A 14,370-nucleotide genomic window follows, 5' to 3' on the forward strand; every position below is an offset into this window, starting at 1 on the left:
GGTTGGAAGTATGTTCACCGAAATCGCCACCGAGGACGTGCTCAGGGCTGTCCGCGCGCACGATTTCGAGGATGAATCAGAACTCAGTTTTGGTGCTGCCCGCATCGATGCGCTGGTGGCGCTTGAGCGGCTGTCTCGCGTGGTCAGTTCCGAGCAGGCGAGGCACATTGCCGCGCTGCACGAGTCGCGCGCTGAGGACATGGGGATCGGTCGTGGCGACCCAACGCTGTCTGTCATCGGCGAGGTGGCGATGGCTCGCAACATCGGACCGTCAGCCGCAGGCACCCAAGTGGGTCTGGCCCTCGGGCTCAAGCGATTGCCGCGGGTTGCCGAGCTGTTCAGCGACGGTGTGATTCCTCAGCCAGTCGCGCAGGCCGTCGTCAACGAATCAGTGTGTCTCGACGTTGATGACTCGATCGTGTTCGACGGTGAGATCGCTCCGCGGCTACCAGGCCTGACGGCCAAGAAGGCGGCCAAGGCCGCGCGGCGTGAAGTCGTGCGGATCGACGTAGAGGCTGCCCGCGCTCGTGCCGAGCGCAACCGCGCCGACCAGCGCGTGTCGATGTTTCCCGACACCGATGGCGTCGCGATCCTGCAGGTTCGCGGACCGGCCGAACAGATTCTCGCCTCCTACAACGCCCTCGACTCGTGGGCTCGCGGTCTCCGTTCGGCCGGTGATGAGCGCACCGTCGGCCAGATCATGGCCCAGACCCTGGTTGAGCGTGTCACCGGACTCGCTAGTGCCGATGCGATCGATGTCGAGATCCAGCTCGTCGTGGATGCGCCCACCCTGCTCGGTCAGGATGGCGAACCGGTCGACCTCGTTGGCTACGGCCCCATCAGCCCTGATGTGTCAGACGACCTCATCGCCCACGCACCCAATCCGTCGATCCGCCGCCTGCTGACGGACCCGATCGACGGCGCACTCCTCGTACGCGAACCCCGCCGTCGGCGCTTCGACTCACCAACGCGCAGGCACATTCGGACCCGTGACCGGATCTGTCGCATGCCGGGGTGCGATGCCACGATCCGCGATGACGACCACATTCATGACCACTCGCTCGGCGGACTCACGACAGCCGACAACGGCCAAGGCCTCTGCAAGAGGTCGCACACCATCAAGTCTTTGCCGGGCTGGAAGGTCACGTCTCAGGGCAAGACCACGATCTGGCAGACACCGACTGGCCACACCTACCGCAGCGACCCGCCATCAGTGCTGCCCCGCAGCCAACCCGGCCACCTCCGCCAATAGGTAGACATAAGCGGGCCTGCCAGCGCATTTCCCATCGAGACGCGTTGGATCAGGATGGGAGCTGAACGAGCATGTAGGTCGCTGTTGCGCGAGCGAGATCTCGGCCCTCGGCGTCGCAGATCACGCATTCGGCACTCAGGATCAGACGCCCGCGATGGACAACGCTGGCGCGCGCAGTTAGTGGGCCGCTCTTCGGTTGCCGGAAGTAGCGGATGTGCATATCGGTGGTGACCTGGATGTGCTCCGTGTCGTTCAGCGATCGGGTGAGTGCCATAGCGGCGGTCACGTCGGCGAAAGTCGCAAGCATGCCGCCGTGCACCGTTCCAGGAGCCGATCCTGCCGTCTCCGCGTTGAGTTCCATGGTCGTCTCGGCTGAACCCTCGGTGATCGAAACAATCGTGATTCCCATGCGGTCATGAAGGCGAACCAGTTCACGGTTCAGGATCGTGGCGGTCTCGAGATCGCCAGCGTTTAGGGCTGCAACGGCACGCTCGCGAACCGATGACTCAACTTCGTCCGACATCTGTCCAACCTACGCCTCCTGCGCTCTAGTCTGGCGGGGTGACCGAGGCCAGCCCACAACAGCGAGGCGCGCTGCTGGTGTGGTTCGTCGGGCTGCTGATCTACCTGCTCGCGGTGTTCCACCGGTCGTCGCTGGCGGTTGCTGGTCTGGCTGCGACCGAGCGGTTCGACATCACGGCTGCGCAGCTGTCGACGTTCACGATGCTGCAGCTGCTGGTCTACACCGCGATGCAGATCCCGGTGGGGCTGATCCTCGATCGCTTCGGCTCACGCCGCGTCATGCTCACCGGGCTGGTGACGCTCACGGCGGCGCAGACGTTGTTCGCGGTCGCCGACACGTACGCGATCGCCCTCATCGCGCGAGTCATCGTCGGCATCGGCGACGCCATGATCTTTGTGTGTCTCCTCCGCTTGGTGAACACCTGGTTCGTGCCTCGTCGCATCCCGTTCTTCACGCAGATGACCGGCGTCCTCGGTCAGCTCGGCGCAATCATCGCGGCGGTGCCGATGACGTTGGCACTGCGCGAGCTCGGCTGGACCAAGGCGTATCTCCTTGCCGCGGCGATCGGCATCGTCCTTCTGATCGCACTCCTGATCTTCATTCGCGACTCGCCAGTTGAGCGATCCGCGAGCGGCCCGGCGATGTCGCTCACCACGATCCGACGCAGCCTGGCCGAGTCGTGGGAGCACCCCGGCACGCGCCTGGGCTTGTGGACGCATTTCACAACGCAGTTCAGCGCCACGACGCTCGGACTCCTGTGGGGCTATCCGTTCTTCGTACGCGGCGAGAATCTGTCCTCGGGGCAGGCCGGCGCGTTGCTGACGATCTTGGTGGTCGCGGTCATGGCGGCCGGCCCGGCGTTGGCGTGGTTCATCACCCGACACCCGTGGCACCGCTCAACACTGGTGCTCGCGATCGTCTCGGCGATTGTCGTGATGTGGACCATCGTGCTGGCGTGGCGAGGGGATGCGCCGTTCTGGTTGCTGGTCCTCCTGATGGTCGCGGTGGGCGTCGGTGGCCCTGCCTCGATGATCGGCTTCGACTTCGGGCGGTCGTTCAATCCCGAGCATCGCATGGGAGCAGCCATCGGCATCATCAACCAGGGCGGATTCTTCGCCAGCCTCGTGCTGGTCATTGCGATCGGCATCATCCTCGACTGGCGAACGCCCGGCAGCAGCACGGCGTACACACCCGAGGCATTCCGCTGGGCGATGTCGTTCCAGTACGTGCTCTGGGGGATCGGGCTGGTCCAGATCTGGCGCTACCGAGTGCAGGTGCGTGCCACGATCATGCGTGATGAACCCGAGGCGTACGGGCGCACTCGCGAGCTCGGCTAGGACCGTACCCACCTATACGTTCAGGAGAATCAGATGCCGATCGACCACGGACCGATTGCCCAACTGGCGTGGGTGACCGACGACATCGGGCGCACCGAGGAGTTCCTCACCGCCAGCATGGGCGCAGGTCCGTGGACTCGGATTCCGGATCTGCACTTCGGGCCAGCGGACTGCACACTTCATGGCAAGCCGGCTGACTTCATCGCGCACATCTCGATCGGCTACGTCGCTGACTTGCAACTGGAGATCATTCAGCCGGTCTCAGGTGAATCGATCTACACCGAGTTCTTGGCCAGCTCAGGTCCTGGATTTCACCACGTCTGCTTCATTCCGGACGACTTCGATCAGACCATCGAGCGCCTGACTCTTGCGGGTTCTCCGGTCGTCCAGGCGGGATCCATGGCGGGCATGATGCGGTTCGCGTACGTCCCTGGAGCGGACGATGGGGCGCCATTCATCGAGTTCGCCGAGATGAGCCCCGAGATTGCGGACTTCTTCGCGACGATCAAGGGCGGCGCGTGAGGGGTTCGAATCGGAGTCCTCTGAGGTCTATGCAAAACACCCCATCACAAAGAGCGTGATGAGGTGTTTTGCATTGACGGCGGAGGATAGGGGATTCGAACCCCTGAGAGCTTTCACTCAACCCGCTTTCCAAGCGAGCGCACTAGGCCACTATGCGAATCCTCCGCGGACGAGGTTACCGGTCGGGGAGGCTGCGAGACGAATCGGGACCGACTGAGCAACCGGGCTGCCGCGGGCATAGTGAAAACCCCCACCCGGAATAGCGCTCACAGCCGTAGCATCAGCCACATGTTCCGCGCCGTAGCTGCCGTGATGCTGACCGTGCTCGCTGTCTCTGCCTGCGATGGCAGTGACGGCAACAGCGACAAGGCTGAGCCTTCTCCGTCGGCGGCGACCGTCACCGTTACGCCGTCGGCCACCACGACACCCACCCCGAAGCCATCGGCCACACCGACGAAGAAGGCCGCCAAGCCCGCAGTGAAGTCTCTGTCGACGGCTGGCCGCGAGTGCACAGTTCTCGAGGAATCATTGCGACTCTTCCCGGGCCACAACCTCTCGATCGCCAACCGCGGCCATTACCTGCACGAGGTACGGGAACTGCAGTCGATGGTCAATGGCGCGGGCGACGGTACGAAGTGCATTCCTGAGGATGGCGACTTCGGACCGGTGACCACGAAGGCCGTCAAGGCATTTCAGACCAAGAACGGCCTCGTCGTCGATGGTCTCGTCGGCGAGCAGACCTGGAACCAGCTCAATCTGGTCCTGTCTCACTAGCGTTCGCGGGCATTGCGCCCGAGTTGGGTGCTGCCCCAACGCCTCCGTATGATGGAGTCAGCCCCTCGCGCGGCGACACATCACCCAACTCCCCCAGGGCCGGAAGGCAGCAAGGGTCAGTGAGCTCTGTCGGGTGCGCGAGGGGTCCTTCATGCCCTCAGGGCAGCGGTTCAATCACTCCGTGATCGTCGAGCCGCTCGACCAACAGGGCCAGGTGATGGCGACCATCGCCGAGTGTGTGGTCGATCGCCGTGAGGCGGCTGGTGAAGTGACCAACGCTGTACTCCGCCGTCATACCGATGCCACCGTGCAGCTGGATCGCTTCCTTGCCGATGTGTCGCCCGGCCTTGCTGACCTGGAGCTTGGCGCGTGACGCGGCCTCCTGAGCATCGCCGCCATCGAGCAGCACCAACGTCGCCCAGGTGACGACGCTGCGGGCGAGCTCGAGCTCGACGTACATGTCGGCTGCCCGGAACGTGAGGGCCTGGAAGGTGCTCAGCGGTACGCCGAACTGCTTGCGGGTCTTGAGGTACTCCGTCGTCTGCTCGAGCGCCGACTGCATGGCACCAAGCGACTCGTGTCCGTACGCGATCTGCGCTTCGGCGATGACCTTCGCGATGACGCCCGACTGGTCTCCTGCTTCGCCGAGCGGTGTCGCCGGGGTTGCGTTGAGACCGATGCGTGCAGCACGGCCACCTTCGAACGTGGCGTAACCGTCACGAGTCAGGCCTTCGGCGTCAGGCTTCACCAAGAACAGTCCGGTGCCACCGTCGACTGCCGCGCTGACGATCAGCAGGTCGGCGCGTGCGCCACCGATGACGGGCTCCTTGACGCCGGTCAGCGTCCAGGCGTCGCCGCTCTTGGTCGCGGTCACGCCAGCACCGGCCTCGCTGTAGCGCTGCCCCGGCTCGTTGTGAGCGAACACGGGTACGAGCGTGCCCTCGGACAAGGCACCGAGGATCTCGGCTCGCTGCTCGTCAGTGCCTGCTGCAGCGATGAGTCCGCCCGCGAGTACGACCGCTTCGACATACGGCTCGGGCGCGATGACCCGTCCGATCTCTTCGGCGACGATCGAGACTTCAACCGGACCTGCGCCCATTCCGCCGTCGGCCTCAGCGAACGGGAGACCCAGAGCGCCCATTTCAGCGAGCTGTGCCCAGGTCTTCTCGTCCCAGCCCGGATCCTGCTTGGTCACGGCACGACGAGTCTCCGAGGACTCGTACGACTTGCCGAGCAGTCCACGTACGGCATCGCGCAGCGCGACCTGTTCTGCATCGAGTGTGAAGTCCATGTCAGCCCCTCAGTCCCAAGATCGTTCCGGCGATGATCGTGCGCTGAATCTCGTTGGAGCCGCCGTAGATGGAGGCTTTGCGGAAGTTGAGGTAGTACGGCGTCGACACCTTGTTCCAGTCGGCCAGATCGGATTCCGGACCTGCGCCGGACGCCAGCGACGCCGGACCGCCCATGTCGACGTACAGCTCGGTGACTGCCTGTTGCAGCTCAGTGCCGCGAAGCTTGAGTACGGACGACGCAGGGTGTGGCTTGCCATCAGTCGAATGGGCGACCACGCGCAGAGCGGTGAGCTCGAGGGCGAGCAGTTCGTTCTCGAGGTCGGCGATCTGCGAGGCGTACAGCGGATCGTCGAGCAGTGAGGTCCCGCCGGGTCCGGCCGTCTTGGCGTAGTCCTTGGCAGCCGAGAGCGAACGCTTGGTTGCGCCTACCGGCGCGACCCCGACTCGTTCGTTGCCGAGGAGGAACTTTGCGTAGTCCCAGCCCTTGTTCTCCTCGCCCACCAGGTTCTCGGCGGGCACGCGGACGTTGTCGAAGAACACTTCGTTGACCTCGAAGCCGCCGTCGATCAGCTCGATCGGGCGGACCGTGACGCCGGGGGTGGTCATGTCGATCAGCAGGAACGAAATGCCCGCCTGCTTCTTGGCCTCCGGATCCGTGCGGACCAGATTGAAGATCCAGTCGCCGTACTGGCCGAGGGTCGTCCAGGTCTTCTGGCCGTTGACGACGTACTCGTCGCCTTCCTTGACCGCGGTGGTGCGGAGCGAGGCGAGGTCGGAGCCGGAGTCGGGCTCGGAGAAGCCCTGCGACCACCAGATGTCGAGGTTGGCCGTCTTGGGAAGGAAGCGTTCCTTGAGCTCCTGCGAGCCGAAGGCCGCGATGACCGGTCCGACCATGCCGGCGTTGAACGCCAGGGGGATCGGCACGTTGGCGAGCTGCATCTCCTCGTGCCAGATGTGTCGCTGCAGAGGAGTCCAGTCCTTGCCACCCCACTCGACCGGCCAGTTGGGTACGGCGATGCCACCGGCGTTCAGCGCCTGCTGCGCCTCGACGATCTGCTCCTTGGTGAGCTCATGTCGAGCCGCGACGGTGTCGCGGATTTCCTTGGACACCTTGGTTGTGAAGAACTCGCGCATTTCCTCGCGGAATGCAACGTCCTCGTCAGACAGCTGAAGTCTCATGCTCGGCTCCTGTAACTTTTTGCACCGTGAGTGCAACTTCATCGTAGGCTCAGCATCGTATGCGTCGGCTTGGCCCCCAGCGTATGTTCAATTTGCAGCACTAGCAGGAGGAATGTTGATGAGCGCGAGCGCGTGGGTCGCTGACGACCTCGGCACGGGGTACGAGCAGCTGACGATTCCGCTGGGCACCGACCCTGATGGTGAGGGGACGATCGAAGCAACCCTCGTACGGCGAACGCCTCCAGCGAAGACTGAAGCCGCCGTGATCTACGTGCACGGATTCAGCGACTACTTCTTCCAGACCGAGCTCGCCGACTTCTTCGCGGACCGGGGCTTCGCGTTCTACGCGCTTGACCTGCGCAAGTGCGGACGTTCGCGTCGTGAAGGGCAGACGGGCCATTTCGTCTCCGACCTGTCCCTGTATGACAAGGAGCTTGATCAGGCGCTCGCGATCGTCCGGGAAGAAACCGGGGGCAAGCCGATCGTCCTGTCGGGCCATTCGACGGGTGGGCTTGTTCTCTCTCTGTGGCTTGATCGACTCAACAAGAAGCCGGGCGGATCGGCTGGAGCTGGCGTCGTGGGGCTCATCCTCAACAGCCCGTGGTTCGACCTCCAGGGCAAGGCGTGGATGCGCTCGGTAGGCACCAAGGCGATCGCCGGTGTTGCGAAGGTCAAGCCGACGACGCCGATCAACTTGCCCGCGACGGATGCCTACGGCACGAGCCTGCACGTGAGCGCCCACGGCGAGTGGGACTTCAACACCTCGTTCAAGCCACTCAACGGATTCCCGGTCACCTTCGGCTGGCTGACGGCGATCCGCCGCGGCCACGCTCAACTGCACAAGGGACTCGACGTCGGAGTGCCGTCGCTGGTGCTTCGCTCGTCCAAGACTCGGTTCGCTCGTACGTGGTCTGAGGCTGTCGACGAAGCGGATGCGGTGCTCGACGTGAAGCAGATCGCCCGATGGGCCGGTTGCCTGGGGAATGCGCTCACTTCGCTGCCGATTGAGAACGCCAGACACGACGTTTTCATCTCCAAGGACGTGCCGCGCAAGGCTGCGTTCGCGGCTGTCGACACCTGGCTGCGCTCCACCTCGCTGATCCCTTCCTGATCGGGGTCGTCAGCGTCGTACGAGGTCTATAGAGTTCGGGACGTGGATGCCCCCCTTGCTCTCTATCGCCGCTACCGGCCGGAGACGTTTGCCGAGGTGATCGGGCAGGACCATGTCACCGAGCCCCTGCGTCACGCGCTCGCCGCCAACAAGGTCAATCACGCCTACCTGTTCTCCGGACCGCGTGGCTGCGGCAAGACGACCAGTGCGCGCATCCTGGCCCGTGCCCTCAACTGCGAGAAGGCGCCCGTCGCCGAACCGTGTGGCGAGTGCCAGAGCTGCCGCGACCTGGCTCGTGGAGGGCCCGGCAGCATCGATGTCATAGAGATTGACGCGGCCAGCCATGGCGGTGTCGATGATGCCCGTGACCTGCGCGAACGCGCTTTCTTCGCCCCGGTCAGCAGCCGCTACAAGGTCTACATCATCGATGAGGCCCACATGGTCTCCCCGCAGGGATTCAACGCGCTGCTCAAGCTCGTCGAAGAGCCGCCTCCGCACCTCAAGTTCATCTTCGCGACGACCGAGCCCGACAAGGTCATCGGCACGATCAAGTCTCGTACGCACCACTACCCGTTCCGTTTGGTGCCGCCCAAGATCCTCGGTGACTACCTGCTTGAACTCTGCAAGTCCGAGGACGTCAAGCTCGAGCCCAACGCTCTGCCGCTCGTCGTACGTGCCGGTCAGGGATCGGTGCGAGACACCCTCAGCGTGCTCGACCAGCTGCTCGGCGGAGCCGGCCCGGAGGGCGTCACCTACGACATCGCCGTCCAGTTGCTCGGCTACACGCCCGACGCGCTGCTCGACGAGGCGATCGATGCGTTCGCTGCCAGTGATGGCGCGACGGTGTTTGGTGTCGTCGACAAGATCATCGAGTCGGGTCAAGATCCTCGCCGGTTCGCCGAGGACTTCCTGCAGCGACTGCGCGATCTCGTCATCGTCGCGGCGGTTCCGGATGCGCTGTCCACCGGTCTGCTCGACGTCCCTGGCGATCGCGCCGAGCGACTGTTGTCCCAGGCGAGTGGATTCGGCCCGTCCGAGCTCACTCGCGCAGCCGACATCGTCAACGCGGCTCTCATGGAGTTCCGCGGTGCCACGGCTCCGCGCCTTCTGCTCGAGCTGATGTGCGCGCGCATCCTCGTACCCGGATCGGACAACTCGACTCAGGGATTCCAGGCCCGCCTCGACCGCCTCGAGCGCCGCCTCTCGATCGACGGCGGTGCAGCCCCCGCGCCAGCGGCACCCGCTGCCGCCGCGCCGGCTCCGCCGATTGAGCCAGCCGCCGTTGTTGAAGAAGTTGCGCCGGTTGAGCCCGTCCAGACCCCGCAGCCCGAGGTCGCGGTCGAGGCAGCGCTTGCTGAGCTCGAGCCCGAGCCGGAACCCACTCCAGCCGCACCTGCTCCCGCTGGGTCGATGACGATTGCGGACGTACGCCGCCTGTGGCCGGACGTGCTCGACAAGATTCGCGAGCTGCGCCGTTTCGCTTGGGTGATGTTGAGCCAGAACGCTCAGGTCATGTCTCTGGACGGAACGACGTTGACCATTGCTCTCGTCAACCCGGGTGCACGCGAGTCGTTCCTCAGCAGTGGCTCAGACGAATACGTGCAGCAGGCGCTGCACTCCGTGCTCGGCGTGACGTGGAGGATCGAAGCGATCGTCGATCCGAGTGCGCGGCCTGCCGCTTCCTCACCGTCAACACCGGATCCGGCGCCTGAACCGGTCAAGGCCGAAGCGCCAGCCGCGCCCCGGGCCTCATCCGCTGCCGCGCGTGAAGCAATGAACGAGCAGCCGTCGGCCGAGGACAGCAACCCCGACGCATCCGCCGATCGTGACGATCCAGTCATCGACAACGAGGACATCGACCCTGAGCTGTTGTTGAGTCGTGAGCTGGGGGCGGAAGTCATTGGCGAAACCACCGGGGACTGAGCCGATTCGTCGACGGCTCGACATCACGCTCGAACCGCTCGACGTTCTCCGCCGGTTCCGCGATCGCGAACGTCTGGTCGCGCTGATCGGTGCCTGGCACCACGGTGAAGCGCTGATCGCCTTCGATCCGACCGACGTCATCACCGGTGATCCGTTCAATGGCATCGACCTCCCTCCCAGTGATGGCGAGGGCTTCTTTGGCGGCTGGATCGGGGCCTGGGGCTATCAACTGGGTCGCCTGATCGAAGAGTTGCCTGACGTCCCGCCACGCCGTATCCAGCAGCCCGATCACCGCATCGCCTTCTACGACCACGTGCTCCGTCTCACCGACGGAGTCTGGTGGCATGAGTCGCTCAGCGCGGACGTCGACCGTGATGCGGCGATCGACGTGATCCTCGCGGGCGCCCCGAGCGAGTCAGAGCCGTACGAGGTTGGCACGTTCGAGATGACGCCGACACCGCAGCAGCATCAGGACGCGCTGCGTACCGTGCTCGACCACATCGCCGCCGGCGACATCTTCCAGGCCAACCTCTGCACCCGACTCGAGTCGCCATTCAGTGGCGACCCGCTCGACGTCTTCTGCGCGGGCGTCGATGCACTGCAACCGGCCTACGCGGCCTACGTCTCCAGCCCCGAGGGTGCACTCGCGAGCATGTCGCCCGAGCTGTTCCTCCGTCGTACGGGCGACGAAGTCCTGACGTCGCCCATCAAGGGCACGGCGTCGCTCGACACCGATCCGGCCGAGCTTGTCAGCTCTGCCAAGAACCGCGCCGAGAACATCATGATCGTCGACTTGATGCGCAACGACCTCGGTCGCGTCAGTGTCCCGGGCTCCGTACGCGTTCCGGCCATCACCCGAGCCGAGCGGCATGCCGTGTGGCATCTGGTCTCCGACGTCGTCGGTCACGTCAGCCGCGGTGTTCTCGACTCTGACCTTCTGCGCGCGACCTTCCCGCCAGGCTCGGTGACGGGCGCGCCCAAGGTGCGGGCCATGGAGATCATCAACGAGCTCGAGGCGACCGGCCGCGAGGCCTACACGGGCTCGATCGGCCACGTCAGTGCCTCGGCAGGACTCGAGATGAATGTTGCCATCCGTACGTTTGAGATCGCCGACAGCCGCATTTGGCTCGGCGTTGGCGGCGGCATCGTTGCCGACTCGACGCCTGAGGGCGAGTACGCCGAGTGCCTCGTCAAGGCGCGGCCGCTGATCGAGGCGATCGGCGGACGACTCGAGCTGACAGCCGAGATGCCGTCGGATGAAGGCTCAGCCGTCGACATTGCAGAGCGGGTTGATCCGACCGTCGATGTCTCGCAGGGCATCTACGACACGCTGCTCGTCGAGGACGGTGTCGTGATCGACATCGATGCGCACCTCGCCCGACTCGATGCCAGCGTCCGATCGGTCTACGGGACAACGATCCGAGCTGGCCTCGACGAAGCCGTGCTGCGCCGCGCCTCAGGGCTGAGTGGTCGCCAGCGGTTGCGTATCGATGCCGTGCCGCATGACGGCGAAGTGCGCGTCACGATGACCAGCCGCGCCATCGACGACGACGCAGCTTCGTGGACGTTGGAGCCTCGAACGATTGCCGGCGGATTCGGCCAGCACAAGTGGAGTGATCGCCGAGTTCTCGAGCATGAGAGCGCACCGGACCGCGACCTCCTCCTGGTGTCTGAAGACGGTGCTGTGCTGGAGACAGCGCGTGCCAGTGTTTTCGTCGTGCACGACGACGGTGTCCACACTCCGCCAGTTGACGACCGCATCCTCCCCGGCACCGCTCGCGCCCGCATCATCGAGATCTTGCGTGACGCTGGCGTACCTGTATTCCAGCGGCGGCTCACGATCGAGGACGTCAGTCGAGCGACGGAGGTGTTCGTCGCCAACTCGCTGCGCGGAGTCGTACCCGTCCGATCCGTCGAAGGCGTCGGCGAATGGAGTGTCGGCCGTACGACCGAGTGGCTGCGCGATGAGCTTTGGGCTTTCTGGAGGAGCCCGGTCCCTAGGCGCGAAGCGCCGGGAGGGAGCTCTGCGACCGAAGGGGCCAAGGTTCTCTTCATCGACAACTACGACTCGTTCGTCTACAACCTCGTCCAGTACGTCGGCGAGCTCGGCGCAACCGCTGAGGTGGTCCGCAATGACGCGATCACGGTCGATCAGCTCGTGGCTGCACGCGAACGCGGCGACTTCACTCACCTGATCGTTTCGCCCGGACCAGGCACGCCAGCCGATGCCGGCATCAGTATCGAGGCGATCCGGCGTCTCGGACCGACGACGCCGACTCTGGGCGTGTGTCTCGGTCACCAGGCGATCGGGGAGGTCTACGGCGCAACTGTCGTACGTGCGCCCGAGATCGTGCACGGCAAGCCATCTCTGGTGCACCACGACGGTCTTGGCGTCTACGCGGGATTGCCGTCGCCGCTGGTGTGCGCGCGCTATCACTCACTTGTCATCGACCCAGCGACGTTGCCCGACGAACTCGAGGCCACAGCTCATACGGCGTCCGGCATCTTGATGGGCGTGCGGCACCGCACGCATCCGGTCGAGGGTGTGCAGATGCACCCCGAGTCCATCCTGACGGCGCGCGGGCACGAGATGCTCCAGTCGTTCCTGGCGGACTCTAGACATAGCGAGTAGTCACTCGCTATGTTGAGTCGATGAACGACTTTGATGTGGTCATCAACGGCGGCACCTACTACGACGGGACCGGCGCTCCGGGCGTCGTGACCAATGTCGGCGTGAAGGATGGACGAGTCACTGCCGTCAGTCCCGAGCCGCTGCCCATTGGTCCTGACACGAAGGTCGTCAACGCGGCGGGCCAATGGGTCATGCCGGGATTCGTCGACGCCCATACGCATTACGACGCCGAGGTTCAGGTTGCGCCAGGTCTCAACGAGTCGGTGCGCCACGGTGTGACAACAGTGCTGGTCGGCAACTGTTCGCTTTCGACGATCTATTCGTCGCCGCTCGACATCGCTGATCTGTTCAGCCGAGTTGAGGCGCTGCCTCGTACCCATGTGCTGGCTTCCCTGGAGGACGCCAAGACGTGGTCGACGCCTCAGGGCTGGGTCGACGCGTTGGAGCAGCTGCCGCTCGGCCCGCACGTCGCCTCGTTCCTCGGGCACTCCGACGTACGCGCCAGCGTCATGGGCATGGGTCGGTCGACCGACCCGGACCACAAGGCGACCAAGGATGAGAAGGCAGAGATCGAACGCCGCCTCGAAGACGCGCTCGATGCCGGATTCCTGGGCATCTCCACGATGACGAATCCGTGGGACAAGCTCGACGGCGATCGCTATCGCTCCCGCTCGCTGCCCTCGACGTACTCGAGCTGGAAAGAGTTCCGTGGCCTCAGTCGCGTACTCCGACGGCGCGGCCGCGTGCTCCAGGGCGTCCCCAACCTCAACAAGAAGTACGACATTGCGTTCTACCTCACCACCGCGATGGGCCTCTTCCGTAAGCCGCTGAAGGTCTCGCTTCTCGCCGCCGCCGACACCAAGGCCGAGCCGTGGGTACAGCGGATCTTTGCGCCGCTGGCCTTCATCGCCAACACGTTGGGCCGTGGGAAGTTCGTCTGGCAGCACCTGCCGACGACCTTCCGCGTCTGGGCCGACGGCATCGACCTCGTGGTCTTCGAGGAGTTCGGCTCGGGACGCGAGGCCCTTCACCTCCGCGAGGAGATGGGGCGCAACGACCTCCTGAACGACGAGGCCTACCGCCGCTGGTTCCGTCGCGACTTCGACAAGCGGTTCTCGCCGCGGGTCTGGCATCGCGACTTCGACGATGCCGAGATCACCGAGTGCCCCGAGGCGAACCTCGTCGGCTTGATGATCGGCCAGGTCGCCCGCGACCGTGGGCTGCACCCCGTCGACTGCTATCTCGATCTGGTCGTGGAGCACGGCACCAAGCTGCGCTGGAAGACCAACATCGCCAACACGCGTCCCGAGGTGCAGGACTCCCTCATCAATCGCCGTGGCATCACGATCGGGTTCTCCGACGCGGGCGCTCACCTGCGCAACATGGCCTTCTACAACTTCGGGATCCGACTCCTCAACCGCGTCAACAAGGCGCAGGGCGAGGCCAAGCCGTTCATGTCAGTCGAGAAGGCCGTGTTCAAGCTGACGGCCGAGCTCGGCGACTTCTACGGCATCGACGCGGGACGCATCGGCGTTGGCGATCGCGCCGACATCGTGGTCGTCGACCCGGCGGGGCTCAGTGACGAGGTCGACAGCTATCACGAGGCCCTCATGCCTGAGTTCGGCGACATGAGCCGCATGGTCAACCGCAACGATGCTGCCGTCAGCGCCACGATCGTGACAGGCGCGGTCGTCTACGAGCGGGGCGAGTTCGTGGAGGGCTACGGCCGCACGCTCGGAACCGGCCGGTTCCTGCGCGCAGGTGAGACGCGCGGCAGTGTCACGCCAATCCGTCGCCTCGACCCGGTGGTGGCACAGTAGGCGCC

11 protein-coding genes, 1 tRNA gene and 1 other RNA gene are annotated in these 14,370 nt (G+C 64.8%); 9 read left to right on the forward strand and 4 right to left on the reverse strand.

The features are described 5' to 3' along the window. Positions 1–10: 10 nt before the first annotated feature. Entirely contained in the window at positions 11–1,252 is a 1,242-nt protein-coding gene (locus J2X11_RS02485) for an HNH endonuclease signature motif containing protein (RefSeq protein ID WP_309966378.1), read from the forward strand. A gap of 49 nt (positions 1,253–1,301) precedes the next feature. On the opposite strand, the gene J2X11_RS02490 is transcribed toward J2X11_RS02485, so the two are convergent. Beyond that, a complete protein-coding gene (locus J2X11_RS02490) occupies positions 1,302–1,775 on the reverse strand; it encodes a PaaI family thioesterase (RefSeq protein ID WP_309966381.1) in 474 nt (157 codons plus the stop codon). A gap of 38 nt (positions 1,776–1,813) precedes the next feature. On the opposite strand from J2X11_RS02490, the gene J2X11_RS02495 reads away from it, so the two are divergent. Both J2X11_RS02495 and J2X11_RS02500 read left to right on the forward strand, forming a co-directional pair. Continuing rightward, positions 1,814–3,112 carry an MFS transporter gene (locus tag J2X11_RS02495; RefSeq protein WP_309966384.1) on the forward strand — a complete coding sequence of 433 codons (1,299 nt, stop codon included), beginning with the start codon at positions 1,814–1,816 and terminating at the stop codon, positions 3,110–3,112. A 33-nt stretch (positions 3,113–3,145) separates the two neighbouring features. Next, positions 3,146–3,634: a VOC family protein gene (locus J2X11_RS02500; protein ID WP_309966388.1), complete on the forward strand. Its 489-nt coding sequence runs from the start codon at positions 3,146–3,148 to the stop codon at positions 3,632–3,634. Between the two features lie 80 nt (positions 3,635–3,714). On the opposite strand, the gene J2X11_RS02505 is transcribed toward J2X11_RS02500, so the two are convergent. Further along, positions 3,715–3,799, reverse strand: a tRNA-Ser gene (locus J2X11_RS02505). A gap of 123 nt (positions 3,800–3,922) precedes the next feature. Here J2X11_RS02505 and J2X11_RS02510 point away from each other — a divergent pair. Continuing rightward, a complete protein-coding gene (locus J2X11_RS02510) occupies positions 3,923–4,408 on the forward strand; it encodes a peptidoglycan-binding domain-containing protein (RefSeq protein ID WP_309966390.1) in 486 nt (161 codons plus the stop codon). 56 nt (positions 4,409–4,464) lie between these two features. Beyond that, an RNA gene (ffs, locus tag J2X11_RS02515) (signal recognition particle sRNA small type) lies at positions 4,465–4,561 on the forward strand. A gap of 4 nt (positions 4,562–4,565) precedes the next feature. On the opposite strand, the gene J2X11_RS02520 is transcribed toward ffs, so the two are convergent. Continuing rightward, positions 4,566–5,699 (reverse strand): acyl-CoA dehydrogenase family protein, encoded by a 1,134-nt coding sequence (locus tag J2X11_RS02520; protein ID WP_309966393.1) that lies wholly within the window; start codon positions 5,697–5,699, stop codon positions 4,566–4,568. Position 5,700: 1 nt separating this feature from the next. Then, positions 5,701–6,879, reverse strand: coding sequence for an acyl-CoA dehydrogenase family protein (locus tag J2X11_RS02525; protein ID WP_309966396.1), 1,179 nt, complete (start codon positions 6,877–6,879; stop codon positions 5,701–5,703). Positions 6,880–6,997: 118 nt separating this feature from the next. Between J2X11_RS02525 and J2X11_RS02530 the strand changes: the two genes are divergently transcribed. Genes J2X11_RS02530 through J2X11_RS02545 form a run of 4 tightly spaced genes read left to right on the forward strand, consistent with a single transcriptional unit; the run spans position 6,998 to position 14,365 of the window. Further along, complete coding sequence (locus tag J2X11_RS02530; RefSeq protein ID WP_309966399.1) at positions 6,998–7,990, forward strand: alpha/beta hydrolase; 993 nt, start codon at positions 6,998–7,000, stop codon at positions 7,988–7,990. 42 nt (positions 7,991–8,032) lie between these two features. Then, positions 8,033–9,913, forward strand: coding sequence for a DNA polymerase III subunit gamma and tau (locus J2X11_RS02535; protein WP_309966402.1), 1,881 nt, complete (start codon positions 8,033–8,035; stop codon positions 9,911–9,913). Then, positions 9,870–12,545 carry a chorismate-binding protein gene (locus tag J2X11_RS14480; RefSeq protein WP_309966406.1) on the forward strand — a complete coding sequence of 892 codons (2,676 nt, stop codon included), beginning with the start codon at positions 9,870–9,872 and terminating at the stop codon, positions 12,543–12,545. Before J2X11_RS02535 ends, J2X11_RS14480 begins: the two co-directional genes overlap by 44 nt. A 20-nt stretch (positions 12,546–12,565) precedes the next feature. Continuing rightward, positions 12,566–14,365 carry an N-acyl-D-amino-acid deacylase family protein gene (locus J2X11_RS02545; protein ID WP_309966409.1) on the forward strand — a complete coding sequence of 600 codons (1,800 nt, stop codon included), beginning with the start codon at positions 12,566–12,568 and terminating at the stop codon, positions 14,363–14,365. The last annotated feature ends 5 nt before the right edge of the window (positions 14,366–14,370 follow it).

Source organism: Aeromicrobium panaciterrae (assembly GCF_031457275.1).
Lineage (GTDB): Bacteria > Actinomycetota > Actinomycetes > Propionibacteriales > Nocardioidaceae > Aeromicrobium > Aeromicrobium panaciterrae_A.